The sequence below is a fragment of the Streptomyces sp. NPDC001513 genome, from assembly GCF_042894695.1.
Lineage (GTDB): Bacteria > Actinomycetota > Actinomycetes > Streptomycetales > Streptomycetaceae > Streptomyces.
Genome location: NZ_JBIAVU010000004.1, coordinates 364,002 through 385,745 on the forward strand (window position 1 = coordinate 364,002; position 21,744 = coordinate 385,745).

At 69.8% G+C, this 21,744-nt stretch carries 22 protein-coding genes and 3 pseudogenes; 10 read left to right on the forward strand and 15 right to left on the reverse strand.

The window, feature by feature from the left end:
- Positions 1 to 142 precede the first annotated feature (142 nt).
- Together ACFYZ4_RS10940 and ACFYZ4_RS10945 are read left to right on the forward strand one after the other, a co-directional pair.
- Positions 143 to 667: a GNAT family N-acetyltransferase gene (locus ACFYZ4_RS10940; RefSeq protein WP_390783659.1), complete on the forward strand. Its 525-nt coding sequence runs from the start codon at positions 143 to 145 to the stop codon at positions 665 to 667.
- A gap of 62 nt (positions 668 to 729) precedes the next feature.
- The gene (locus ACFYZ4_RS10945; RefSeq protein ID WP_390783660.1) at positions 730 to 1,740 is read left to right on the forward strand and encodes an NAD-dependent epimerase/dehydratase family protein; all 1,011 of its coding nucleotides are present in this window, start codon (positions 730 to 732) and stop codon (positions 1,738 to 1,740) included.
- A gap of 378 nt (positions 1,741 to 2,118) precedes the next feature.
- Here ACFYZ4_RS10945 and ACFYZ4_RS10950 read toward each other — a convergent pair whose 3' ends face one another.
- From ACFYZ4_RS10950 to ACFYZ4_RS10965, 4 genes are all read right to left on the reverse strand, one after another.
- Positions 2,119 to 2,535: a hypothetical protein gene (locus ACFYZ4_RS10950; protein ID WP_390783661.1), complete on the reverse strand. Its 417-nt coding sequence runs from the start codon at positions 2,533 to 2,535 to the stop codon at positions 2,119 to 2,121.
- Between the two features lie 292 nt (positions 2,536 to 2,827).
- Entirely contained in the window at positions 2,828 to 3,196 is a 369-nt protein-coding gene (locus ACFYZ4_RS10955) for a hypothetical protein (RefSeq protein WP_390783662.1), read from the reverse strand.
- Positions 3,197 to 3,268: 72 nt separating this feature from the next.
- A complete protein-coding gene (locus ACFYZ4_RS10960) occupies positions 3,269 to 3,496 on the reverse strand; it encodes a hypothetical protein (RefSeq protein WP_390783663.1) in 228 nt (75 codons plus the stop codon).
- Between the two features lie 4 nt (positions 3,497 to 3,500).
- Positions 3,501 to 4,055 (reverse strand): RHS repeat-associated core domain-containing protein, encoded by a 555-nt coding sequence (locus ACFYZ4_RS10965; protein ID WP_390783664.1) that lies wholly within the window; start codon positions 4,053 to 4,055, stop codon positions 3,501 to 3,503.
- A gap of 191 nt (positions 4,056 to 4,246) precedes the next feature.
- On the opposite strand from ACFYZ4_RS10965, the gene ACFYZ4_RS10970 reads away from it, so the two are divergent.
- A complete protein-coding gene (locus ACFYZ4_RS10970; protein WP_390783665.1) occupies positions 4,247 to 5,239 on the forward strand; it encodes a DUF4344 domain-containing metallopeptidase in 993 nt (330 codons plus the stop codon).
- Positions 5,240 to 5,567: 328 nt separating this feature from the next.
- Here the strand turns inward: ACFYZ4_RS10970 and ACFYZ4_RS10975 are convergent, their stop codons facing one another.
- From ACFYZ4_RS10975 to ACFYZ4_RS10985, 3 genes are all read right to left on the reverse strand, one after another.
- Positions 5,568 to 6,887: a hypothetical protein gene (locus tag ACFYZ4_RS10975; protein WP_390783666.1), complete on the reverse strand. Its 1,320-nt coding sequence runs from the start codon at positions 6,885 to 6,887 to the stop codon at positions 5,568 to 5,570.
- A gap of 48 nt (positions 6,888 to 6,935) precedes the next feature.
- Positions 6,936 to 7,790 (reverse strand): class I SAM-dependent methyltransferase, encoded by an 855-nt coding sequence (locus ACFYZ4_RS10980; protein WP_390783822.1) that lies wholly within the window; start codon positions 7,788 to 7,790, stop codon positions 6,936 to 6,938.
- A gap of 247 nt (positions 7,791 to 8,037) precedes the next feature.
- A complete protein-coding gene (locus ACFYZ4_RS10985; protein WP_390783667.1) occupies positions 8,038 to 8,616 on the reverse strand; it encodes a DUF4232 domain-containing protein in 579 nt (192 codons plus the stop codon).
- Positions 8,617 to 8,924: 308 nt separating this feature from the next.
- On the opposite strand from ACFYZ4_RS10985, the gene ACFYZ4_RS10990 reads away from it, so the two are divergent.
- The 5 genes and pseudogenes from ACFYZ4_RS10990 (at position 8,925) to ACFYZ4_RS11010 (ending at position 11,398) form a co-directional block, all read left to right on the forward strand.
- Positions 8,925 to 9,719: an oxidoreductase gene (locus tag ACFYZ4_RS10990; RefSeq protein ID WP_351303276.1), complete on the forward strand. Its 795-nt coding sequence runs from the start codon at positions 8,925 to 8,927 to the stop codon at positions 9,717 to 9,719.
- Positions 9,720 to 9,965: 246 nt separating this feature from the next.
- Positions 9,966 to 10,169, forward strand: coding sequence for a hypothetical protein (locus ACFYZ4_RS10995; protein ID WP_390783668.1), 204 nt, complete (start codon positions 9,966 to 9,968; stop codon positions 10,167 to 10,169).
- Between the two features lie 259 nt (positions 10,170 to 10,428).
- The gene (locus ACFYZ4_RS11000) at positions 10,429 to 10,560 is read left to right on the forward strand and encodes a hypothetical protein (protein ID WP_351303267.1); all 132 of its coding nucleotides are present in this window, start codon (positions 10,429 to 10,431) and stop codon (positions 10,558 to 10,560) included.
- 41 nt (positions 10,561 to 10,601) lie between these two features.
- Positions 10,602 to 10,733 (forward strand): annotated as a pseudogene (locus ACFYZ4_RS11005) (hypothetical protein); the annotation flags it as partial.
- Positions 10,734 to 10,861: 128 nt separating this feature from the next.
- The gene (locus tag ACFYZ4_RS11010) at positions 10,862 to 11,398 is read left to right on the forward strand and encodes a transposase (protein WP_390783669.1); all 537 of its coding nucleotides are present in this window, start codon (positions 10,862 to 10,864) and stop codon (positions 11,396 to 11,398) included.
- Between the two features lie 43 nt (positions 11,399 to 11,441).
- On the opposite strand, the gene ACFYZ4_RS11015 is transcribed toward ACFYZ4_RS11010, so the two are convergent.
- From ACFYZ4_RS11015 to ACFYZ4_RS11030, 4 genes are all read right to left on the reverse strand, one after another.
- Positions 11,442 to 11,990 (reverse strand): DUF4262 domain-containing protein, encoded by a 549-nt coding sequence (locus tag ACFYZ4_RS11015; RefSeq protein ID WP_390783670.1) that lies wholly within the window; start codon positions 11,988 to 11,990, stop codon positions 11,442 to 11,444.
- Positions 11,991 to 12,262: 272 nt separating this feature from the next.
- Positions 12,263 to 13,633, reverse strand: coding sequence for an MFS transporter (locus ACFYZ4_RS11020; protein ID WP_390783671.1), 1,371 nt, complete (start codon positions 13,631 to 13,633; stop codon positions 12,263 to 12,265).
- A gap of 258 nt (positions 13,634 to 13,891) precedes the next feature.
- Entirely contained in the window at positions 13,892 to 15,280 is a 1,389-nt protein-coding gene (locus ACFYZ4_RS11025) for an amidase (RefSeq protein WP_390783672.1), read from the reverse strand.
- Positions 15,267 to 15,476 carry a hypothetical protein gene (locus tag ACFYZ4_RS11030; RefSeq protein WP_384347268.1) on the reverse strand — a complete coding sequence of 70 codons (210 nt, stop codon included), beginning with the start codon at positions 15,474 to 15,476 and terminating at the stop codon, positions 15,267 to 15,269. The genes ACFYZ4_RS11025 and ACFYZ4_RS11030 overlap by 14 nt, the downstream gene beginning before the upstream one ends.
- Positions 15,477 to 15,610: 134 nt before the next feature.
- Between ACFYZ4_RS11030 and ACFYZ4_RS11035 the strand changes: the two are divergent.
- Positions 15,611 to 15,823: pseudogene (locus ACFYZ4_RS11035) on the forward strand (DUF4158 domain-containing protein); the annotation flags it as partial.
- Positions 15,824 to 15,928: 105 nt separating this feature from the next.
- A pseudogene (locus tag ACFYZ4_RS11040) lies at positions 15,929 to 16,251 on the forward strand (hypothetical protein); the annotation flags it as partial.
- On the opposite strand, the gene ACFYZ4_RS11045 reads toward ACFYZ4_RS11040, so the two are convergent.
- The 4 genes from ACFYZ4_RS11045 to ACFYZ4_RS11060 form a co-directional block, all read right to left on the reverse strand.
- Positions 16,208 to 16,900 carry an IS5 family transposase gene (locus ACFYZ4_RS11045; protein ID WP_390783673.1) on the reverse strand — a complete coding sequence of 231 codons (693 nt, stop codon included), beginning with the start codon at positions 16,898 to 16,900 and terminating at the stop codon, positions 16,208 to 16,210. The pseudogene ACFYZ4_RS11040 and the gene ACFYZ4_RS11045 sit on opposite strands and share 44 nt — an antisense overlap.
- Before the next feature lie 329 nt (positions 16,901 to 17,229).
- Positions 17,230 to 18,030: a maleylpyruvate isomerase family mycothiol-dependent enzyme gene (locus ACFYZ4_RS11050; RefSeq protein WP_390783674.1), complete on the reverse strand. Its 801-nt coding sequence runs from the start codon at positions 18,028 to 18,030 to the stop codon at positions 17,230 to 17,232.
- A 1,742-nt stretch (positions 18,031 to 19,772) separates the two neighbouring features.
- Positions 19,773 to 20,627: a class I SAM-dependent methyltransferase gene (locus tag ACFYZ4_RS11055; protein WP_390783675.1), complete on the reverse strand. Its 855-nt coding sequence runs from the start codon at positions 20,625 to 20,627 to the stop codon at positions 19,773 to 19,775.
- Positions 20,628 to 21,217: 590 nt separating this feature from the next.
- Complete coding sequence (locus ACFYZ4_RS11060) at positions 21,218 to 21,370, reverse strand: hypothetical protein (RefSeq protein WP_390783676.1); 153 nt, start codon at positions 21,368 to 21,370, stop codon at positions 21,218 to 21,220.
- Positions 21,371 to 21,744: the final 374 nt, after the last annotated feature.

Genomic DNA, 21,744 nt, shown 5'->3' on the forward strand with positions numbered 1-21,744 from the left:
ATGGCTCGGCTCTGGGGCCGAACGGGCACCCCAAGAGAACTCGTACGGAGCACAACGGTCCGGCCGGGCCGACCGGTTATGGCCGCATTGGGGCGGCAATACCCGGGTGCCGTCGGAAGGCCCGCCCACCGACAATGCGCCCATGCCCATTCGCGCAGCACACATGGACGAACTGACCGCCCTCCAGGACATCGAGAGGGCCGCCGGGATCTGCTTCCGGGACATCGGCATGCGGGAGATAGCCGACGACGAGCCGCTGACGCTCGGCGAGCTCGGCCGCTACCAGCGGGCCGGGATGGCCTGGGTCGCGGTCGACGGCCCCGACGTCGACACCGGCCCGGGCGTCCCTGTCGCGTACCTGATCGCCGATCGCGTCGACGGCAACCTCCACGTCGAGCAGGTGTCGGTCCATCCCGACCGTGCGCGCCGCGGAATCGGCCGGTCCCTGCTGGAGCACCTGGCCGGCCTCGCGGCGCGCGAGGGAGTGCCCGCCCTGACGCTCACCACCTTCACCGAAGTGCCGTGGAACGCCCCGTACTACGCGCGCTGCGGCTTCCGGCTGCTGGACGACGGCGGGCTCGCCCCCGGCTTGCGGGAGATCCGGGCCCGCGAGTCGGAACACGGCCTGGACCGGTGGCCCCGCGCCTGCATGCGGCGCGACCTGTGACGGCCCTTCGCCGAGCGCGAACCCGGGGTCTTCCGGCGCTCCCGGTGTGCTGAAGTGGGCGGATGAACCTCTTGATACTGGGCGGGACCGCGTGGCTGGGCCGTGAGATAGCAGGGCAGGCGCTGGGGCGCGGGCACGTGGTGACGTGCCTGGCGCGCGGCGAGAGCGGGACCGTAGCCCCCGGAGCACGGCTGGTCGCGGCGGACCGGAAGCAGGACTCCGCCTACGCCGACCTGCTCGACCGCGACTGGGACGCCGTGATCGAGGTGTCCTGGCAGCCCGCCTTCGTCCGCGGCGCGCTCCGCGCCCTGGCGGGGCGGGCCCGGCACTGGACGTACGTCTCTTCCGTCAGCGCCTACGCCGACCACGGCACGGTCGGCGCCGACGAGTCGGCCGCGCTGCTGGCACCGGCCGAGGGGCAGTACGTCGAGCGGGACGCGTACGGGGAGGCGAAGGTCGCCTGCGAGGCGGCTTCGCGCGAGGCGGTCGGGGACCGGCTCGTCGTCGCCCGGGCCGGCCTGATCGGCGGGCCCGGCGACCACAGCGGGCGTTCGGGGTACTGGGTGGCCCGCTCCGCCCGCGAGGTGGAGCAGCCCATGCTCGTACCCCGCTCCCCCGGGCTGCCGACCCAGGCGGTCGACGTGCGCGACCTCGCGGGCTGGCTGCTGGACCTCGCGCAGCGGGGATCCACCGGGACCTTCGACGCCGTCGGACCCGTCGTCCCCTTCGACGAGTGGGTCGACCTGTCGCGGCGCGTGGGCGGCCACGAAGGCCCGGTGGCGACGGCGGACCCGCAGTGGCTCCTCGACCAGGGGGTGGAGCAGTTCATGGGTCCCGAGTCGCTGGCCATGTGGATGACGGACCCGGAGTGGGCTGGCTTCTCCTCGCGCAGCGGGGCCGCCGCGGGCGCGGCCGGGCTGCGCCATCGCCCGCGCGCGGAGATGCTGGAAGCCCTCCTGCGGTGGGAGCGCGCCGAGGGGCTGGACCGGCCCCGGCGGGCCGGCCTGAGCACGGCCCGCGAGCACGAGCTGCTCACCGCGCTCGACGGATCGGCCCACCCAACGCTGGCGTAGGGGGCGGGGAGGTGGACGGTAAGGCGGCGGACGCGGCCGGCGTTGTCCGCACTGCGGCCTCGGACGTCCACTTCGTCAGCTCGGCCAGAACCACGGTGAGCCACTCCGGCAGACAACCGCCGTGCTCCGGAGCACAGTCAGGTGCGCGTGCACGTCCGCGAGCGGTCTGGTCAAGTCGATGTCGGCGTCCCACTGCGGGCGGTTGTGGTTCCCCATCGCCTCCCCGCACCAGAACCGTGCCGCCGTGCCCGGCCGTGGTGAACAGCAGCGCCCGGTGACGGCGTCCAGCTTCTGCAACGGGCGCACCGCCTGACAGCCTGCGGGACGCCGTAGGGGCCGGACCCGGCGGGTCCGGCCCCTACGGCCATGTGTGGGGCGTCAGTTCTTGACGGGCTCCATGCAGAGGACGAACTTGTCCGACTCGAGCTGCTGCGCGAGAGCGACCTCGGCCACGCCCTCGCACTTGTCGAGGTTGAAGGTGTTGTCGACGACCTTGATCACCTTGTAAAGGTCGGCCACCTTCTCGGTGCAGCTCGCGCTCTCGACCTTGGGGTCGTTCTCCGGGCCGGTGACGACGACACAGTCGCCGGCCTCCGCGTGCACCGGGGCCTCGCCCGTCAGGTAGGGAAGGCCCAGGCGCCAGAACAGTACGACCGCGATCGCCACGACGACGCCGAGGATCTTCTTCCCCAGGACGCCCTTCTTCTTCGCGGGCTCGGACGGCGCGACGGGGGCGTCGAACGTGCCGGGAGCGGCGGGCTGGTCGGGGGACTGCGGCGCGGGAGGCGTGGCCATGAAGGGTTCCTTGGGGACGTGTACGAGATCGAACGCGCGTACGCTACCGGCTCCTCAACGCACAAAAGGGACTCTTCTCTTCCGCTTCCCAATCAGATACGGAGTCGTGATCCCTGCCGACCCGTCAGGCCACGCTGCCGTATCCCGGCTGACTGGCGGGGATGGTCCGGTGACATCGGGATCAGCACCACCGGTACGACCCTGGGAGAGTTCGCCGAAGGACCGATCATGCACCACGCCCCGACGGTGTGCTGCGGAGGAACCGCCGCCGAAGGCGGGCACCGGGGTCGCGTCAGGCGAGCTCGATGGTGACGATGCCGTACACGCCGAAGGCGGCGGCCGGGAGCACGACAAGCGCGAGACGAACCGCCGAGAGCCACAGGGCGAGGGCGCGCAGGCGCTCGGTCCCGGCCCGCGAGAGGAGGACCGCCGTTCCAAGGAGTGACAAGACCAGCAGGAGGGCGGTCAGGAAGAAGGCCAGGGCCCTGGGTGAGGTGGGCTCGGTGGTGGGGCCGTGGTCCTCCGTGATCCCGGGCAGCAGCAGGCCCACGGCACACAGCACGAGGGATGCCAGGATCGTGGCCAGGAAATCGAAGGCAAGGGTGATGGCCCAGCCGACGGGCAGTCGACGGGACGGGCGCGGCATCTGGTTCACCGGCATGCGTTTCTCCGTGAGGATGAGGTAGGCGCGGGGCGCGGGGCGGTCGACGACCGCCCCGCGCCCCGCGGTCGGTCACATGTAGTCGCCGCGGTTGGCCATCCTCCCCGTGTTCCATGCCCGCTGGCAGCGGCTGCAGGCGGCACTCTGGGCACCCCAGCGCGTCCACGCCGTGATCTGCGAACCGATGCTGCGTCCCACCCTGTTGTTGTGGAAGTCCGCCATGGAGTCGGCCCGGTCGTACTTGTTCTTGGTGTACCGGTGCTTGCCCTCGTGGGCGTCGCCGAACGCCTGGACGCCCACCAGCTCACGTCCGCAACACCCCAGCAGGCCCACCAGTACCTGGCACACGCCTTGCCCTCGTGCCAGATGTCGTTGATGCCGAAGTTCCCGCTGACGTCCTTGCAGCCGACCAGCGCTCGCCGGAGCAGTAGTCGTAGGCATTGGCGTTGCCGCCTTCGACCGGGTCGACCGACGGGTCGACCGAGGTGAACCGTCCGGTGACCGGATCATAGAGCCGCGCCCCCATCAGGACCAGGCCGGACTGCGTCTCCGCCGAGCGCTGGTCGGTGCCCACCCAGCCGTAGCGGGCGGCCGGGATCCCGGCCCGGCGCTGCCCGTACTCGTCCGTGTCGAGGACCACCGGGGCGACCGCGGCGTCCAGCGGGAGCTGGAGCGCCACGTCCCCGTGGAGCGAGGACAGCTGGAGCACGACCTGACCGGTCTTGCCAGTGGTCGCCGCGAGGCCGCCGCCGAGCGAGTCCACGTTGCGGGTCACCTGGCCCGTGGCCGCGTCCTCGACGATCCAGCTCGGGCTGTCGGAGTCGCCGGCGTAGTGGTTGACGCGGGCGGAGTTCTGCACCCAGGTCGACCCGCTGCCCGACTCGACCGTCCAGGACCGGAAGCGGTGCGCGGCGTCCAGCTGCCAGGTCTGGCGCTTGCCGGCCCGTCGCCCACACAGCGAACGGTCCCCCGTACGGGCGGCTCGACGGGCACCCGCCTCCGGACGGCCGGAGGATCAGTGCGGGGACACGCGACGGGAGCCGATCAAGGATGCCGAACACCGCCGGTTGCCCGAAGCGGGCGCACATCGTCCTAGCGGGCGTGCTGGTCCTCGCCGGGGTCGTCTCGACCGGGTGCGGTGGCGAGGCCCGCGACGCCGGGCAGGGGCCTGGAGCAGGGCCCCGCCCCCAGGCGGCGCGCTCCGGCAGGGTCACCGTCGTCTACGAGGCCCAAACGGTCAAACCGGAGGACCGGGAGGCCGTGGCACTGATCCGGAACTCCCGCGTGCTGGAGCGTACGGCCGACTGGGTGAACAGATCACTCACCCTCCCGCACGACATGGTCGTGAAGGTCACCACCGCCGTGCCGCCCGGCGTCACCGACGCCGTCACCCAGCCCGACGGCAGGACGATCTTCGTCCCGCCACCGTTCCTGACCGAGATCGAGAAGGCCCTCGCCGACGTCGTGAAGACCGTCGAACGGCCCGCCCCGTTCCCCGCGTCCGAGTACAACACCGACGACCTGACCGTGCTGTCGACCGAGTTCATCTTCGGCCACGAGATGGGCCACGCCCTGCAACGCCAGCTCCTCCTGGCCAACCTCGGCCTCGAAGAGGACGCGGCGGACGGCTTCGCGTCCTTCTACACCGTCAACGAGGTAGGGCCGGGCCCGTCGCTGGCCGCCGCGATCCTCTTCGACGAGATCGCGCGCAAGGAAGGCACGCCGACCCTGGAGGGCATGTCGAGCGACCACCCCGTTACCCAGCAACGAGCCTTCAACTTCCTGTGCTATCTGGAGGGCAGCGACCCGAAGACGTACCAGAAGTCCCTGGTCGACAGCGGCTATCTCCCGAAGACCCGCGCCCCCCTCTGCCCACAGGCGTGGGCCATGCTCGACTACGGCTGGTGGACCCAGCTCCAACCCCACTTCAGCGGGGGGTTCAGGGACCGGGGTGCCGAGGAGCAGAAGAAGGCCCACGGGCGGCTGATCGCGGAGACACAGGCTCTGGCGAAGCGCATCGACGAGATCCGCAGCGGTCAATGAGGCAAATGACGCGTACCCCGTCGACCTCGTCCGCGTAGTCGCACAGCAGGGTTCGCGCACTGGGAGCTACTGGGAGCTGCCGCTCACCGGCCGCGCCCCGTAGTCCTGGTGGGCATGGGACCGAGGTCAGACTCGGGGTGTGGCTGGCCAACACCAAAAGCAGACGCGACGAAGTCACCGAGGAGCCGCTGGCGCAGCTTGCCGAGCTGGGACTGGTGGTTCGGCCCCGGCACGCCGAACGGCGCCTCCGATTGAGGATCCGATGACGCAGAGCGCCCCTCCGGAGGAAGGGGCGCTCTGGTTGTGCGTACCGGTTCGGGCAGGTGGGTCAAGTGCGCTGCACCAGGTGGTCAACCGAGAAGAGGAGGTGGTCCTCGCCGTAGTGGAAACGGCTGGCGAGGGCCTCGTAGCGGGTGTACTGCTCCTCGGTGAGCGGCAGCTGGAGGACCTCCACTGTGCGCAGAAGCAGACGGAACCCGAGGTCGGGGTCGGCCTGGGTGGCGATCTGTTCCAGGGCTTCCATGACCGTGGTGCCTTCAAGGGGGTGGAAGTCGGGGCTGACCGCCGTGCTCGCGGCGAGGGGGGACATGCCCTGGATCTCGCTCAGGACCTCGTCGCCGGCACCGGTGGCCGGTGTCGGGACTGCCGGGACGTAGGCGGGTGCGACCTCGGTCAGGTGCTCCTCGCACACTTCGGCGACCTGCTCCAGCCACTCCCGGCCGCCGACGCCGAACCAGTCGATGTTGTAGCCGCGGTTCGTTGCCGCCAGCCACAATACGGTGATCGCGTGATCGGACAGGCCGGAATCGAGCACCCGGCGGGTGTCCTCCAGGAGTACCGCTGCTTCCGACCCCGGAGGGCGCTCGTAGCCGTCTGCCTTCGCGGCGGCTGCGACTGCCTCGCGGGGCGTGCGGTAGTGCCAGCCCGCCGTGAACTGCCTGGCGAGTCGGGAGAGCCCGAAGTCCCCGTTGATGCCGTGGCGGGAGGCGGCGCTGACCGGCGGCCAGGTGATCGTGAGGCCGTCGTGTACGGCGCCCGGGGGGAGGCCGAACTGCCAGCCGAGGGCCACCAGGCGGTGGTACTGCCCGTACGGGACGGGCACGGAGTACGCCTTGAGCGCGCGGAGCAACAGGCGCATGCCGAGATCGGCGTCGGCGCCGGTCACCACTTGCTCCAGGCAGTCGACGAGCTTCGGCAGCGGAGATGCGTGCGCCAGGGCCGGGGCCGTGACGCGGAGTTCCGCCACGACCGCCTGGCTCAGCCGCGTGTCCCGTACCGGCCGTACCGGCGGCGGCATATAGGAAGCCTTGTTCTGCCGGAGCCGTGCCGTGGACACCTCCGAGATCCGCTCCAGCCAGGCACGGCAGGTCATGCCGTGGCTGGTCGGGTCGAAGGCGTTCCCGGTGGAGGCCAGCCACACCGTGTGGAGGACCCGTTCCGGGAGCTCGGACGCCAGCAGGCGGCGGGCGTCCTCGCCCAGCTCGACGGCCTCCTCGCCCTCCGACCGGTCGGCCAGCTCTTCCGCGAACCCGAGCGCGGCGGCCGGGTTGGTGGCGGAGCCGGGACGGCTGAGGCGTTCGGTCAGGGCGGTCAGGCCGAAGTCCTCGCCGTAGCCGAGTTCGTAGTACGCAGGACGTTCCCACGTCATGGATCCACCCCCGTGGTGTCTCGGACCCGGCTCTGGAAGGCGTGAGCCTCAGCGCGCGGTGACTGAATACGCGGTGAGCGCGCGGTTGCCGTGCGGCTTGGCAATGGCCCGGAGAACGTCGGTCTGGCTCAGGACGAGCTGTCGCACCGGCTCGGGCAGCACGGCCAGACGCTCCTCCGTTTCCACCAGGTCGAGGCATGCAGCGATTTCCCAGTCGCCGTCCTGAAGTTCTTCGGTATCGACCGGCCTGCTGCCATCGGCCGTCCAGCCGGCCTCGGGCAGGAGCCGCAGCAGGGCCTCACGGGAGAAAGTTGTGCGCACGTTGCCCTCGCCATGCGATCCTGCGGCCTCGATCTGCCCCTGGATCAGCACGGCGATCAGGTGCGCCAACTGGTCGTCGGAGGTAGGCGTCAAGTCCCACTCGGTGAAACACAGTCGCCGCGCCCACGGCCGTACCCGGGCCAGTGTGTCGCGGAGTTGTCCGAGGGATGTGAAGTACCAAGAGCAATGTGCGAGCACCACGTGGTCGAAGGTGTTTTCGGGGAAGTCGACTGATGGGTCGAGGACGTCGGTGTCGAAGCGGAATTCAATGCGTGGCCCGAGTGGGCCTGCCGCTAGCCGGGCTGCGGATTCCCCGAGCGTGACCGGCGTCCCGTAGGAGGGTGCGGCCACGTCAACGGCCACAACGCGCCCTTGGGGCCCGACCGCCTCTGCAAGGACGGCGGTCATGTCGCCCTGGCCGCAGCCGAGTTCGAGGACGGTTGAGCCCGGTGCGATGTGCCAGCTCGCCACGAGCGCGGCGCGGTGACGAGTCTGGGACAGCTGGATGTCCGGGCTGTGCTCGGCGGCAGCCATGCCGGCCGCGAGCGAGGGGGCCTTGGCGAGGAGATCGGAGTGATTCACAAAGTCCTTGGTGATACTCGACGGGTCGGTGCGGCCCGATGCTATGAGACGCGCGGACAGCGGCGCCTCCGACTTTCTGGACATCCTGTGATGCCGCAGCCTGCGCAGATCAGAAACACGTAGCCGGAGACACCACGAGGCCCGAGCCCCCGGGCGTAGCCGATACCCTCCGATTCCGTCACGCGCGGCAGAACGATGCCCGGCGCCCGGGTATCGCCGGACGGCGGCGGCCTGGGGCGGCCGGCGGTCAGCGCCCGGGCGCCGACCAGGCGCTCAGCCCCAACTTGCCGGTGTCGCCCAAGTCCACTGGTGCGCTCAGTCGCAGCGTCAGCCGGGGTGCGCCCGGCTTGGGGACGAGTTCCAGCACCCGCCCCTCGGCGGCGGGCACGGTCGAGCCGGTGACCAGGTTGCGCCACAGCAGCCCCGTCGTAGCGGCCTGGCCCGGCTCGAGCGTCACCCGCCGCGGCGGCGCGTCCCCGTCGGCCGCGGCGGACGAGGTCACGCCGTGCGTCCCGTGCCCGATGTCCACCTGGAGGGGCCGGTCCTCCCCGTCCAGCAGCCGGATCTCCGGGTAGCCCTCCAACCGGTAGGCCGCCGAACCGCAGTTGATCAGCTGGAAGTCGGCCACCCGTAGCCCCATCGCCGCGTTCCCCTCACCCTCGACCAGTCGCACCCCGCCCTCCGGGCAGGGTTCCGGCCTACCCGTCGGCAGCGATTCCCCCATCGCCTCCATGACCGAGTCGCACCCCACCAACACCCACGCCAGCGTCAGAGCGCCCGCCCCCGCCACCGCGCCGATCCGCTTCGCCCACCCCTGTCCACGCATCCCTCGACCCTACGTCCCAACTCTCCGGGTCCTGCCGGTGTGGCCCCGCATCTCGATGTCACTGGTTGCTTGTGCAGCTACCGCCCGGTCATCACTCCTGTGGGCCGTGCGGGGTCGGCAACCACGTTGCAATCTCCAGGGCCAGCGGATCAGTCGAGGACCGGCCGCAGCTGACGGTGGTCTCATGCCCCAACAGCAGGGCACGGCGTGCCTGCGAGGGCGCATAGGATCCGACGCACACAATGCCCATAAATGCACGATTCATGCGAAAAATCCATGCCGAGTTCATGACACAGGAGTGCGTGCCGATGGATCTGGAGCTCACCGACAAAGTCGCCGTCGTCACCGGTGCCAGCAAAGGCATCGGCCTGGCCATCACCGAGGCCTTCCTGCGTGAGGGCGTGCGTGTGGTCGCCGGAAGCCGTTCCGAGACCCGTGAGCTGGCCGCGTTGCGTGAGACATATGACGTGGCCTTCGTCGCCGGCGATCTGGCTACCAGCGAAGGCGTGGAGGCACTGATCCAGGCGGCGATGGAACATCACGGCAGGATCGACGTCCTGGTCAACAACGTCGGAGCCACCAAGCCCCGCACCGATTTCCTCGCCATCGACGACGCACAATGGCAGCGGGGCTTCGACCTGAACTTCTTCAGCGCCGTCCGCGCCAGCCGCGCCGCGCTGCCGCACCTGCTCGCGGACGGCGAAGGCGCGATCGTCAACATCAGTTCCATCAACGCCCGGATGCCCTTCCCCACAGTGGTGGACTACTCGGCGGCCAAGGCCGCGCTGACCAGCCTTACCAAGGCACTGTCGGAGGAGTTTGCGCCGCGCGGCGTACGGGTGAACGCCATCGCTCCGGGACCGGTCCGCACCCCGTTCTGGACCGCCCCCGGCGGCTTCGCCGACGCCGTGGCGGCCAGCGCAGGGACCACGGCCCAGGAGGCCATGGACCTGGTGGTGCCCCAGCAGACGGGCATCACCACAGGACGCTTCACCGAACCTCAAGAGGTCGCCAACCTCGTGCTCTTCCTGGCCTCACCCCGCGCCGCGAACATCACAGGCGCCGAATTCCTCATCGACGGCGGCCAGACCAAGACAACCTGAGACCAGTCGCGACCGTGCCGCAGGGAAACCTGCTCGGGGCTTCATGACATCACCAATCGGGCGGCGCGGATCGACTTCAGCACGGCCAGGCCCCAAGAGATACCCCTTCCGGCCCGCCGAACCCGTGCGGCCACAGCACTAGGGATCCCGTCGCCTCAGCTCGGCGTGCGTGCAGGGTGATGTGGTCCTTTACAAAGCGCCAGTCGGTTCGCCCTTGTCGGCCGCTGCTGTGGTCGGTTCTGGACGGTGGTGGTGCTGGTCATTCAGACCGATGCACCGTTCTGGAACTCGCTGGTGTTCGAGGGGATCGACGATGTGGATGTCGAGGCGGTCACAGCCGCGTTCGGCACAGTCGAGGTGGTGACGAGAGGCCGCCCGGCCGACGCCGAATGTCCGGACTGCGGCCGCGCTTCTCGGACCGAGTCCACGACCGATACCAGCGCATGCTGAAGGACCGTCCACTCGCTGAGCAGGGCTTTGTGATCCGGCTGACGGTCCGGCGCTTCATCTAGGGAGCGGCGGACTGCCCGCGCCGGACGTTCGCCGAGGCGTTCCCCCGGCTCACTGCCCAGCTGGGCTTCGGCGCGGGACGGATGACCTTGTTACGCAGGGTCATGGCATTGCCCGATCCAAGGTTCAGCACGCCGCGAGTACTGAGCGTGGACGACTTGGCGATCCGTCGCGGCCAGAGCTACTCCACCATCCCGGCGTGGAGATCATCTGCCGGGACCGGGCCGGCGCATACGCCGAGGGCGCACGACGCGGTGCCCCCGACGCCCTGCAGGTCGCCGACAGGTTCCACCTGTGGCAGGGCTCGGCCGAGCCGTGGAAACCTGCGTAGCCGCCCATCGCGACTGCCTGCGCAATTCTTCATCCAGCAGCATGCTGCCGGAGGCCACCGGAGGGGCCTCCGTTCGGCCGCAGGACGACTCGGAGCCCGCTGGCCGACGAGCCGAGCGGAAGAAGGCGGCACACGCGCTGGTCCACCAGCTCCTCGCCCAAGGCCACTCACGCCGGGCGATCGCCCGACACCTGGGCTGCGGCCTCAACACCGTCCTCCGGTATGCGAACGCCGCACGCCGGCAGGACACCATCCGCGAGAACCGGCCCGTCCCAGCAGGCTGGACCCCTACAAGCCTTACGTGGAGCGGCGATTCTCCGAGGGATGCACCAGCGTCACCCGACTGCACGGCGAACTCATCGCCGCCAACGCGCCCGTCACCTGCCAGATGGTCCGCGCCCACATCGCGACCCTCCGCAGGGCTTCGGCCGGCGCGGCACCGCGGCCGCCGTCAGTTCGGCAGGTGACCGGCTGGCTCACCCGGCACCCCACGGCCCTGACCGAGGAGGACAGGGCCGGCCTGAACGAGGTCCTGGCCCGTTGCCCCGAACTGGACAAGGCTGCCGGACACGTCCGCGACTTTGGCGAGATACTCACATGCCACCTCGGCTCCACACTCCCCACCTGGATCGATGCAGTCGACGCCATCCAGCTACCCGGCCTCACCGGCTTCGCACTCCACCTGCTCCGAGATCTCGACGCCGTGACAGCAGGGCTCACACTCGACTGGAGCTCCAACAGCATCGAGGGCGCCGTCAACCGCATCAAGAAGATCAAGAGACAGCTTTACGGCCGAGCCGGATTCGAGCTGGTCCGCAAAATGATCTTGCTCCAGTAGCCCCTGGCGACAGTTGCTCCGTCGCTGGTCGGCACGTTCGAGGTCAGAGCTCGGCCGTCCAGATCCCGACAGGGTGCTCACTCGGTGGCAGCCACAACTGAGGCTGCGACACCCGATGCCTCTCCTCAGCCTGTTCGGCCCAGTGAAATCGATCATCCGCGTCGGGCCACGCAACTTGCAGCACAGGGAAAGGAGGCCGCCGGTAGAACCCGATGGCCTGCCCGAAGAAGGTCCGGTACCAACGCAGATCGACCTGCCTGAGCGCGACCTGGTGGCCGTCGACAACGTCAGGATGCTTCTGACCGTCAGCCAGTACAGCACCCGCGGCGGCCTTCCCTCCGAGCCCGTTGAGAATGCGGTGCATGACATGGATATCGAGCCCGAACATGGCGAGCTCAGGTGCGCTGTGAGTGTGCGCGAGGCCGATCGTGTAGGCGAACCCTGGACCAATGTCGTCCTCGGGAACCATCACGACATGCCATCCATGACGCTGCACATTCTCGGTGATTGTCAGATCCGTGCGGTCCGCTTCGTCCCGGTCACCGTAGTCGTGGCAGAGGACGCAGCGGCACTGGAACGGATCATCAGTCATACGCGGAGGCTACGAGGTGAGCGTTCGAGCCGGACAGTCAGGCTCGTGACCACCCCCTCAATCGAACGACGTCGTCACCCTCCGCAACCGCTCCCCAAGGTCTGTGCCAGAACCGAGAAGTAGCAGCACCCGGCAGCGGTAGGGCCGTCGGCCAAAGGGGTCAGAGCTCGATTCGGCGCTTCCACCACGGAAGGTCGGGTGCCTCGAAGGGGTTGTAACGGGAAAGCGCTGACCCTGTCGCCTCGCTGGCTCGGTCGCCGGCTGCCGGGCCTTCAGGTGGCTGTGCGGTGGTTCCGCTTCGGCGGGATGCAGTAGAGCGCAAGGACGGCCGCTGTCAGGTAGGCGGCCGCGCCGATGACCATGCTGGTGCGCAGCCCGGTGGTGAAGTCGGTGGTGGAGGCGAGGAGTGAGCCTCCGAGTGCGACGCCTGTGGCGCTGCCGATCTGGCGGGTGGTGTTGAACAGGGCGGAGGCGGTGCCGGAGAAGGCCTCGGGTGCGGCTGTCATGACGGTGGTGGTCGAGCCGGTGAGGGCGAAGGAGGTGCCGAAGCCCGCGGCCATCATGGGTGCGATGAGCAGCAGATAGGCCGGGTCTGTGCCGGCGGCTGCCCAGCCGGCCAGGCCCGCTGCTGCCAGCAGCATGCCGGCGACCACCAGGGGGCGGTCTCCGGTGCGTCGTGCCAGTCTCCCGGACAGGACGGAGGCGAACATCGTCATCGCGACCGCGGGGAACAGGGCGAGCCCGGTTCGCAGGGCGCTCAGGCCGCGGTGCTGCTGGAAGTAGAGGCTGGCGGTGAAGACCATGCCGTAGAAGGCGAGGTTGAACAGCAGGCCGATCACGGCGCCGCCGCTCATCGCGCGAGAGCGCAGGAGCCGCAGGGGCAGTACGGGTGCGGTGGCCAGGTGTTCGCGCAGGACGAACGAGGCGGCGGCCACGAGGCACAGGCCGGCTCCGGTGAGGATCAGCGGGTCGGTCCAGCCGTGCCGTCCGGCTTCGTTCAGGACGGCGGTCAGCAGGGCGACGGTGGCGACGACCGCGCACTGGGCGGGCCAGTCCAGGGAGCGGGAGGTGTGCCGGGGTGAGGGGGCCACGTGGTGCAGGGTCAGCAGCAGGCAGGCGCATCCGATGGGCAGGTTGATGAAGAACACCCAGCGCCAGCCGATGGTGGTGACGAGGAGGCCGCCGAGGAGGGGGCCGGCGGAGGCTGCGATGCCGGCCATCGAGCCCCAGAGCCCGAAGGCGCGGGAGCGCTCGGCGGGTGAGGGGTAGGTCTGTTGGAGGAGGGCGAGCGAGCCCGGCACGATCAGCGCCGCTCCGGCTCCTTCCAGCAGCCGGGCGGTGATCAGGGTCCCGGTGTGCTGGGCCAGCCCGCAGCCTGCCGAGGCTGCGGTGAACACCACGACCCCGGTGCAGAAGACCCGGCGGTTGCCCAGGCGGTCCCCGAGCGCGCCGCCGGTGAGGAGGAGGCCGGCGAAGGCCAGGGTGTAGCCGTCGGTGATCCACTGGATTCCGGTGAGTGAGGCCGACAGCTCCCGTCCCACGACGGGAACGGCGACGTTGATGATGGTCACGTCCAGGATGACCATGAAGTAGCCCGCACAGATCGCGAGCAGCGGCACTACGGACCGGGTTCTTGTCGGCATCCGCCCCTGACTTTCAAAGGCATCTTGGCCTGAGACGTCCCGCAGAGCATCTTTTGCCAATTTTGTCAGCCTCACGGGACTGAGCCCTGCCGACACGACAGGACTCACTTCGCCGGCCGCCACCGCCGACTGCATCCTGGACGGTCTCGACGATGACTGGGGGTCTGGTTCGCGGAGGCGCCGCGATGCTCCGCTCTTGAAAGGTGGGTGGACTCGCGTGGCCCCGGCCGTTCCGGCCGGGGCCACGCGGTCGGTTCGTCATACCGCCGCCAGCCGGCGCGCGGGCTGCGTCTGCTCGTAGGCGTGGCCGACCCTCAACAACGCCCGTTCCCCGAGGGGGCGGCCGAGCAGCTGCATGCCGATGGGCAGGCCTGTCGTGTCGTGTCCGACCGGCACGGACAGCGAGGGCACCCCGGTGATGTTGGCGGGGGCCGAGAGGCGTACGTAGGCGTCGGAGACACCCTCGACGGTGCCGTCCGGCCAGGTGAGAGTGGACTGGTCCGCCTTCGCCGCGGTCGCCGGGACCGTCGGGGCGGCGATCACGTCGACCTCCTCCAGCAGGCGCGCCCAGGCCTGCCGCATGAGGGTGCGGGAGCGCTGGGCGCGAAGGTAGTCCCCGGCCGGCATCAGCTCGCCGGCTTCGAGGAGGATGCGGACGTCCGCCTGGTACAGCTCGGGGGCCGCGCGCAGGGTTCGCTCGTGGTAGGCGGTGGCCTCCGGCACCATCAGGCCCCACTGGGTGGCCTGGATGTAGCGCGTCATCGGGATCTCGACCTCGACGAGGCGCGCGCCGAGGGTCTCGAGTTCGGCGATGGCGCGGCGGACGGCGGCCTCGACCTCCGGGTCGACGTGGTCGAAGTAGTAGTTGCGCGGCACACCAACACGCAGCCCTGTCAGATCCGTACCCGCGCCCGGCCGGTAGTCCGCGGCGGACGTGGCCAGGGAGGCGGGGTCGCGGGGGTCGTGGCCGGCCAGGGCGGTCAGGACCAGGGCCGCGTCCTCGACGGTGCGAGTGATCGGCCCGACGTGGTCCAGCGACCAGGACAGTGACGTGATGCCGTGGCGCGGGACGAGGCCGTAGGTCGGCTTGAGGCCGACGACTCCGTTGAGCGCAGAGGGCACCCGGATCGACCCGCCGGTGTCGGTGCCCAGCGTGAAGGTCGCGGTGCCTGCGGCGATGGCGACGGCGGATCCGCCGCTGGAGCCGCCCGCGACCCGATCCCGGTCCCAGGCGTTGTTGGTCTGCGGGGTGGTCAGACCGTAGGCGAACTCATGTGTGTGGGTCTTGCCGACCAAGACCGCGCCGGCCGCGGCCAGACGTGCGGCGACCGTGCTGTCGGCCTCCGCGCGGTGGTCCGCGCGGACCCGGGAGCTGGCCGTGGTGGCCACGCCGGCGACGTCGATCAGGTCCTTCAGCCCCATGGGGATACCGTGCAGCGGGCCGTGCAGGCGGCCGGCCGCGACTTCCTGCTCGGCCTCGCGCGCTCCCAGGCGTGCCTGTTCCGCGGTGACGGTGACGTAGGCCTTCAGGTGCGGTTCGGTCTTCTCGATCCGGTCGAGGACGGAGTCCACCAGCTCGACAGGGGACAGCTTCCGTGCCCGGATCGCGTCGGCGGCTGCGGCGAGGGACAGTTCATACGGCTGCATCGTTCTTCTCCTCTCCCGCGCGGTAGGCGGCGGCAGGCGGGGTGTCCCCAAAGTCCAGTTCCCGCAGGACCGTCACGACGGAGTGGATGTGGTTGGCGGTGGCGGCCACCGCGGCGTGCCGGTCGGCCCGCAGCGGGAGCCCTGCACGGTCGCCCCAGAGGGCCGCCTCCGGCGGCGTGAGTTCAGCAGCGGACATGAGCGTTCTCTCCTGATCGAGCTGGAGCCATGGAGCAATCCCCCACACCAAAAGCTAACAGTTTGCTTTAAGTGACACTAAGGCATGGCGGCGACTTAAAGCAAACCCATTGCGTTTAGCGGAAAGAGCCCCCGGTGGAGTTCTCAACTGATGATCAGGCCGAGGCGTACGGGAAGTTCGCCGAGGAGCCGACGAGGCCGGAGCCGGAACGGTTCTTCTTCCTCGACGACGTCGACCGGGACCTGATCGCGCTGCGGCGTACGCATCATCATCAGCTGGGCTTCGCGCTCCAGATGTACACGGTCCGGTACGTGGGGCTGTTCCTGGAGGACCCGCTCGCGGTGCCGTGACCGGTGGTCGAGCACCTGGCCGTGCAGCTCGCTGTTGTACTGGCCCCGGGCAACGACGCCGTCGTCGGCCCCGCCGCCTCCGAGGGTCTGCCGGCTCCCGGTGTGCAGCCGGCGCGGCCCGAACCGGCGGAGGCGGCGAAGCCGAAAACAGTGGTGCCGGTGTGGCGCGCGGGGCTGGCCTGGTCGGCGCTGTCGGTGGACTACCAGCGCATCCTGCAGGCCTTCAGTGACCGCAACTGGCTCGGTCAAGGAGCTTTGACGTGCCAGGAGATGGCCGCCTGCTTCGGCCTGGACCCCGTACCGGGAAGGTGGGGGCACTGCGATCGAAGGCCAAGCGGCTGACGGCGCGTGGCTGGCTGATCGAGCCGGCACCTGGCCGATTCACGCTCGCGAAGGACGTGGCCGGGCAACGCGGCGGGTCATGAGCATCGTCATCGACCAGTAGACCATCGCCTCCGTGCTGGGGATGGAACGCTCGAAGTCGCGCACGAGACGGCGACTTCGCATCAGGTGGGCGAAGAACCGCTCGACGATCCAACGCTTGGGCAGCACGACGAAGCCGCGCATGTCGTCGCTGCGTTTGACGATGGCGAGGACCAGGGCGAGGGCCGCGAGGCAAAACTCGACGAGGCTGCCGGTGTATCCGCCGTCGGCCCAGACCAGGGCCGGCAGGTGGTGCGCGGCAGTGACCTGGGTGAGCAGGACCTGGGCCGCGGCGCGGTCGCCCACATCCGCTGCGGTGACCATCACCGCGAGCAGCAGGCCAAGGGTGTCGACCACGACGTGCCGCTTGCGCCCGTTGATCAGCTTGCCGCCGTCGAAGCCGCGGCTGTCAGAGCCGACGACCGCGTCCGCTTTGACCGACTGCGAGTCGATCCCGCCCGCGCCCGGCCCCGAGGCCCGCCCGGCCCGCTCGCGGACCAGGCGGAGGGGCCTGTCGTGGAACTCGCGGACCAGATCGTGGTTGCGCCGGCGCGGGAAGAACGCGTAGACCCGGTCCCAAGGTGGGAAGTCGGCAGGCATGGCCCGCCACTTCGTGCCGTTGTCGACCAGGTAGCGGATCGCGTCCGGCATCGCGCGGTGGCAATAAGCCTCCGGTTGCCCGCCCCGCCCCGCGCCGGCCCCGCAGCGAGCCCGGCACCGGCAGCAGTGGCCGGACCACCGCCCACTCGGCGTCCGACCTGTCGGTGGGATACCCACGCTCGCGCGCCCCGTGGTCTCTGGCGTTCCCGAGCCTGTGAGCCAGACAGTCACACGCGAGAGTGGCTGAAGTGGGCCCCAATCCCGCGTTGCCGTAGAAATGCGACAACAGGGCGGGTTTGAGCCCGGTGCCGCGACTGACGAACCTGGCGAAGAGTCGTGTCCTACCGGCTCGAGGCGCGGCCAACCGCCCCCGCTACGTCCTACTTCTCCTCCGGCTCCCAGGCGCGGAGCAGGTCGAGCAGCCCTGCGTCTCCGTCAACGTGCAAGGAGTCGGCCTGGATCCGGTCGTACAGGTAGAGGACCAGCTCACTGGCCGTGCCGTGGACGGAGGCGCCGGCTGCGTCCGAGTCTTCGCCGGTCGCGGCGGTGGGCGCGGGGATGCGGGTGATGCGTGCGCCGTCGCCGTCGACGGTGAGGCGCCAGGAGCGGCCCTCGGCGGCGTGGAAGTCGAAGGCCGTGGGCTTGTGCGGCCAGGCACTCGGCGTTGCGCAGACGGTGAACAGGAACTCCTCCACACCGTCGAGTGCCAGCTCGACCGGCAGCGGCTGCGGGGAGCCCCCGGCGAACTGGGCGTCGTAAGTGTGCACAGCGGTCTCCTGGACCCGGTGCCGGGCGGTGCCGCCGGCGGTCTGAGGTGACTGCGACGCGGGCCACCACGTCCAGCAACCGCTCTCCGGTCCCGCCGCGCGCAGGGCGCCCAGCAGAAGCTGCGTCGACGCGTCCAGCCAGGCCAGCAGGGCCTCACGCTCCTGCGGCACTTCCAGCGCGGCGCGCGCGGCGACGGCCTCGGCCGGGGGCGCGTCGGCAGACCCCGCGCCGACGATGGCGGCCCAGAAACGGTCTCCCCCACCCAGGTGCTTCACCAGATCGAACAGCGTCCACCCGGGGCAGGTCGGCACCTGCGCGTCGAGACCGGGCGCGGCGGCGACCACGGCGCGGAAGGCGGTCGACCGTTCATCGATCAGTCGCAACAGGTCAGGGAACTCAAGATTCTTTTCCACGCCGGATGTCTATCACCGTGCCCCGGTCATCGGACAGCGATTTTCGCAGTCGCCGCCGGTTGGCCAGTGCGGACGTCCTCGTCTCCCACCGCTCCGGTGACAAGCTGCGCACTGCTGCGAGGACGCTGGTGGTGGCGGTACGTCAGGCGTCGTGCCTGTGGGTGCTCTGGCCCCGCCGTGCGGCCGGGCACCTCGGCGACGTGACGTCCACCCGGTGCGCGCGGTCCTGCTGCCGCTCGATGTGATGGACGCGGAAGTCACGATGGCGGGGGGGGGAGGAGGACCGGTCGGGTCGGAAGTTCAGGTGACTCCCGCTCGACCAGCACTCCTCAAGTTCGGAACAACAAAAGCCACTTAGGGACCCGGCAGCGTAGGGGTGCGGTCGGGTCCAGCGCGGACGACGCCGCAGTGGAAAGTCGGACGTGTTCCAGATGACCGGTGCGGCCTTGCGTTCCTTCGCTGTTCGAGCGGAGGAACGCAAGGCCGCAAGGCCGGGGAACCACCCCGAGCACTGAGGGCCGAAGGCGGGTCAGCCAAGGGCCGTCATCTCGGCTCGGGCTCGGACCCTCGGCGACCGCCGCTTACTGCCTCCCTGAAAGCAGAAGGAACCGCAAGCGGCGACACAGAGTTCCTGCTCCTGTGAATACCTGCTGGAAATCACCGGAATCCGAAGCAGTTCCAGGAAGTCGGGTTCCGACCTGCGAAGACCGGTGGGAGAAGTGGCAGTAGGCATGGGATCTCCTGAGGACGAACGGAAGGAGGGGAAATCGGTCCCTCCATCTCACCAACCCTCCTTGTTCAATCCCGTCCTCCGAACGGACGAAACGGCGGACGACCCTCGCGAGAGCAACGGAGTGGCACGTTCCCACAGGCCGTCGTCCCGGCCGTCAGCCTGGGCAGCAGTGGCGGGCAGGGACAGGGGAGAGCGGCGGCCGAGAGCCCACCGCACCGCAGACCGCTTTGACGGATGGGGCTTGCCCAGGGCCACTGAACTGGGGAAACGGAAGATCATCAAATTCGGGGGCACCTCCGGTCGCACCTACGGTCCCCCGCCCAATGCACCCCTGCAGCCACCTTTCCAGCCCGAGCGACCTGCGCAACCAGCTCGCGGGCCTCGGCGACGATCTGCTCGTAACGCGACCAGGTGACGTTCCCGACTCGTTCTGACCTGTACTTCCACCGCCCCTTGCCCCCGGCCGGACCGGCCACCAGATGGTGACCACAGGGGATTCGGCCCGGGTCAGGATCAGAATGAAGCGTCCATGACCGACGGCGGCAGGCGCAGACCGAGGGCGCGCGAGGTGCCCGGAACCCGCTCTTCACCACCTCTGCGGAACACCAGGTCTCGCCGTGGCAAACGAGACATATGAGGCGGCGTTCGGCTATGGCGTCACCGTGACGTCATTCGGTGACGTCTTCTCCCGCCAGGTTTTTGTGCGGCACCGCGGCGAACGGAACACCGCCGACCGCCGACGCTCGACCCCCACCGCCCATCCCCGCCCGCAGGCCGGACAGACAACCTCGTCCCCACGCTGCATCGCGGCCACCCGCCGCCGGGCGTGCTCCAGCACCCTCCACCGTCTGGACCTGCACCTACCCGAGCAAAACACCACTGTCGGTGACGAAGTCACCGACAGCGGAACACCACACTCCCGGCAGTACCACCGGGCCAGTCCACCGGACGCCACAAGCCCCATCGTCCAGCGGTACAGACCCCCTGACCATAGATCTCAAACACTCACTCAGCGCGCGGTGACTGAATACGCGGTGAGCGCGCGGTTGCCGTGCGGCTTGGCAATGGCCCGGAGAACGTCGGTCTGGCTCAGGACGAGCTGTCGCACCGGCTCGGGCAGCACGGCCAGACGCTCCTCCGTTTCCACCAGGTCGAGGCATGCAGCGATTTCCCAGTCGCCGTCCTGAAGTTCTTCGGTATCGACCGGCCTGCTGCCATCGGCCGTCCAGCCGGCCTCGGGCAGGAGCCGCAGCAGGGCCTCACGGGAGAAAGTTGTGCGCACGTTGCCCTCGCCATGCGATCCTGCGGCCTCGATCTGCCCCTGGATCAGCACGGCGATCAGGTGCGCCAACTGGTCGTCGGAGGCAGGCGTCAAGTCCCACTCGGTGAAACACAGTCGCCGCGCCCACGGCCGTACCCGGGCCAGTGTGTCGCGGAGTTGTCCGAGGGATGTGAAGTACCAAGAGCAATGTGCGAGCACCACGTGGTCGAAGGTGTTTTCGGGGAAGTCGACTGACGGGTCGAGGACGTCGGTGTCGAAGCGGAATTCAATGCGTGGCCCGAGTGGGCCTGCCGCTAGCCGGGCTGCGGATCCTCCGAGCGTGACCGGCGTCCCGTAGGAGGGTGCGGCCACGTCAACGGCCACAACGCGCCCTTGGGGCCCGACCGCCTCTGCAAGGACGGCGGTCATGTCGCCCTGGCCGCAGCCGAGTTCGAGGACGGTTGAGCCCGGCGCGATGTGCCAGCTCGCCACGAGCGCGGCGCGGTGACGAGTCTGGGACAGCTGGATGTCCGGGCTGTGCTCGGCGGCAGCCATATCGGCCGCGAGCGAGGGGGCCTTGGCGAGGAGATCGGAGTGATTCACAAAGTCCTTGGTGATACTCGACGGGTCAGTGCGGCCCGATGCTATGAGACGCGCGGACAGCGGCGCCTCCGACTTTCTGCACATCCTGTGATGCCGCAGCCTGCGCAAATCAGAAACACGTAGCCGGAGACACCAGGCTCGCCGCCAGAGGCCCTCGCGTCATGGCGCTGCTCGCCGAGGCCTACCGGAATGGCAAGGCCCTCGCCAGCTGGGGCGGCGCCGAGCCCCTCTTCGGAGCTGCGGGCCGACCTGTTCGCACTGGCCGAGCGGATCGACTCCCACCCCCACTGGTGTACCGCCGGGCGGAACCGCGAGGACCGGACCCGGTTGTGGAAGGCCGCCCAGGAAGGGGTCCGACGGGGTGCGTGAGGTGAGCGTGCGGTGGGCGGGCGACGCGTTCGTGGTCACCGAGCCGGAGCCCGATACGTGAGCTGGCGGCGCATCTGGCGAGCTGGCGGGCGGTCGAGGCGGGCTGACCCGGCAGCAGCGGCAGGCCGCGCAGGCGATCGCGTCGCTGAAGGCGGAACTCGCCACCTCCAAGCCCGCAGGCCGGCCGCGCCTGCCCGGACGCAACCCGGCCCGCCCCAGCATCACGATGAACCGGTCCCGTGCGCTGCGAGCGACCCGACCTCGATCGGCAGCTCCCAGTCCTTGGCCACTTCGTAGAGCTGGGCCATCACGGCCGACGGCACCGCCTTCGTAGTGATGCCGTGGAGCAGGAACTGGCGCACCCCCGTGACCACGTTTGGGATCCGGGCCGGCTGTCGGGCAGGCTCCGTGGCCGGCCCCGCCAGCACCAGCCCCGATCCAGTCCGGTCCGGTCGGGTACCGCGGCCTCGGCAGGGCCACACATACATGGCCGGGCGCGGCCGCGGGGGTGGTGGAGCGGGAACGGGCGGCCGCCGGTGAGGCCCGCGGCCCGGCCGCGCCTCCAATGGGGTGGTCAGGACCTGGCGGGTGGCCAGCACCGTGTGGCGGACCTGCTCCGAGGGCGGGCGCTCGCCAGGAGCCGTCTTCTGTCAGGCGGTCCAGGTGGCCGCGTAGCCGCGTAGCCGCCCCAGGTGAGTTCCCCGAAACTGTCTCCTCCGCGATCACCGGCTCCGATACTGGCGGGACG

Bases quoted from the DNA above. Each gene is read 5' to 3' on its own strand.
- ACFYZ4_RS10940 (WP_390783659.1), top strand. From the start codon at position 143: ATGCCCATTCGCGCAGCACACATGGACGAACTGACCGCCCTCCAGGAC.
- ACFYZ4_RS10945 (WP_390783660.1), top strand. From the start codon at position 730: ATGAACCTCTTGATACTGGGCGGGACCGCGTGGCTGGGCCGTGAGATA.
- ACFYZ4_RS10950 (WP_390783661.1), bottom strand. From the start codon at position 2,535: ATGGCCACGCCTCCCGCGCCGCAGTCCCCCGACCAGCCCGCCGCTCCC.
- ACFYZ4_RS10955 (WP_390783662.1), bottom strand. From the start codon at position 3,196: ATGCCGGTGAACCAGATGCCGCGCCCGTCCCGTCGACTGCCCGTCGGC.
- ACFYZ4_RS10970 (WP_390783665.1), top strand. From the start codon at position 4,247: ATGCCGAACACCGCCGGTTGCCCGAAGCGGGCGCACATCGTCCTAGCG.
- ACFYZ4_RS10975 (WP_390783666.1), bottom strand. From the start codon at position 6,887: ATGACGTGGGAACGTCCTGCGTACTACGAACTCGGCTACGGCGAGGAC.
- ACFYZ4_RS10985 (WP_390783667.1), bottom strand. From the start codon at position 8,616: ATGCGTGGACAGGGGTGGGCGAAGCGGATCGGCGCGGTGGCGGGGGCG.
- ACFYZ4_RS10990 (WP_351303276.1), top strand. From the start codon at position 8,925: ATGGATCTGGAGCTCACCGACAAAGTCGCCGTCGTCACCGGTGCCAGC.
- ACFYZ4_RS11015 (WP_390783670.1), bottom strand. From the start codon at position 11,990: ATGACTGATGATCCGTTCCAGTGCCGCTGCGTCCTCTGCCACGACTAC.
- ACFYZ4_RS11020 (WP_390783671.1), bottom strand. From the start codon at position 13,633: ATGCCGACAAGAACCCGGTCCGTAGTGCCGCTGCTCGCGATCTGTGCG.
- ACFYZ4_RS11025 (WP_390783672.1), bottom strand. From the start codon at position 15,280: ATGCAGCCGTATGAACTGTCCCTCGCCGCAGCCGCCGACGCGATCCGG.
- ACFYZ4_RS11030 (WP_384347268.1), bottom strand. From the start codon at position 15,476: ATGTCCGCTGCTGAACTCACGCCGCCGGAGGCGGCCCTCTGGGGCGAC.
- ACFYZ4_RS11045 (WP_390783673.1), bottom strand. From the start codon at position 16,900: ATGCCGGACGCGATCCGCTACCTGGTCGACAACGGCACGAAGTGGCGG.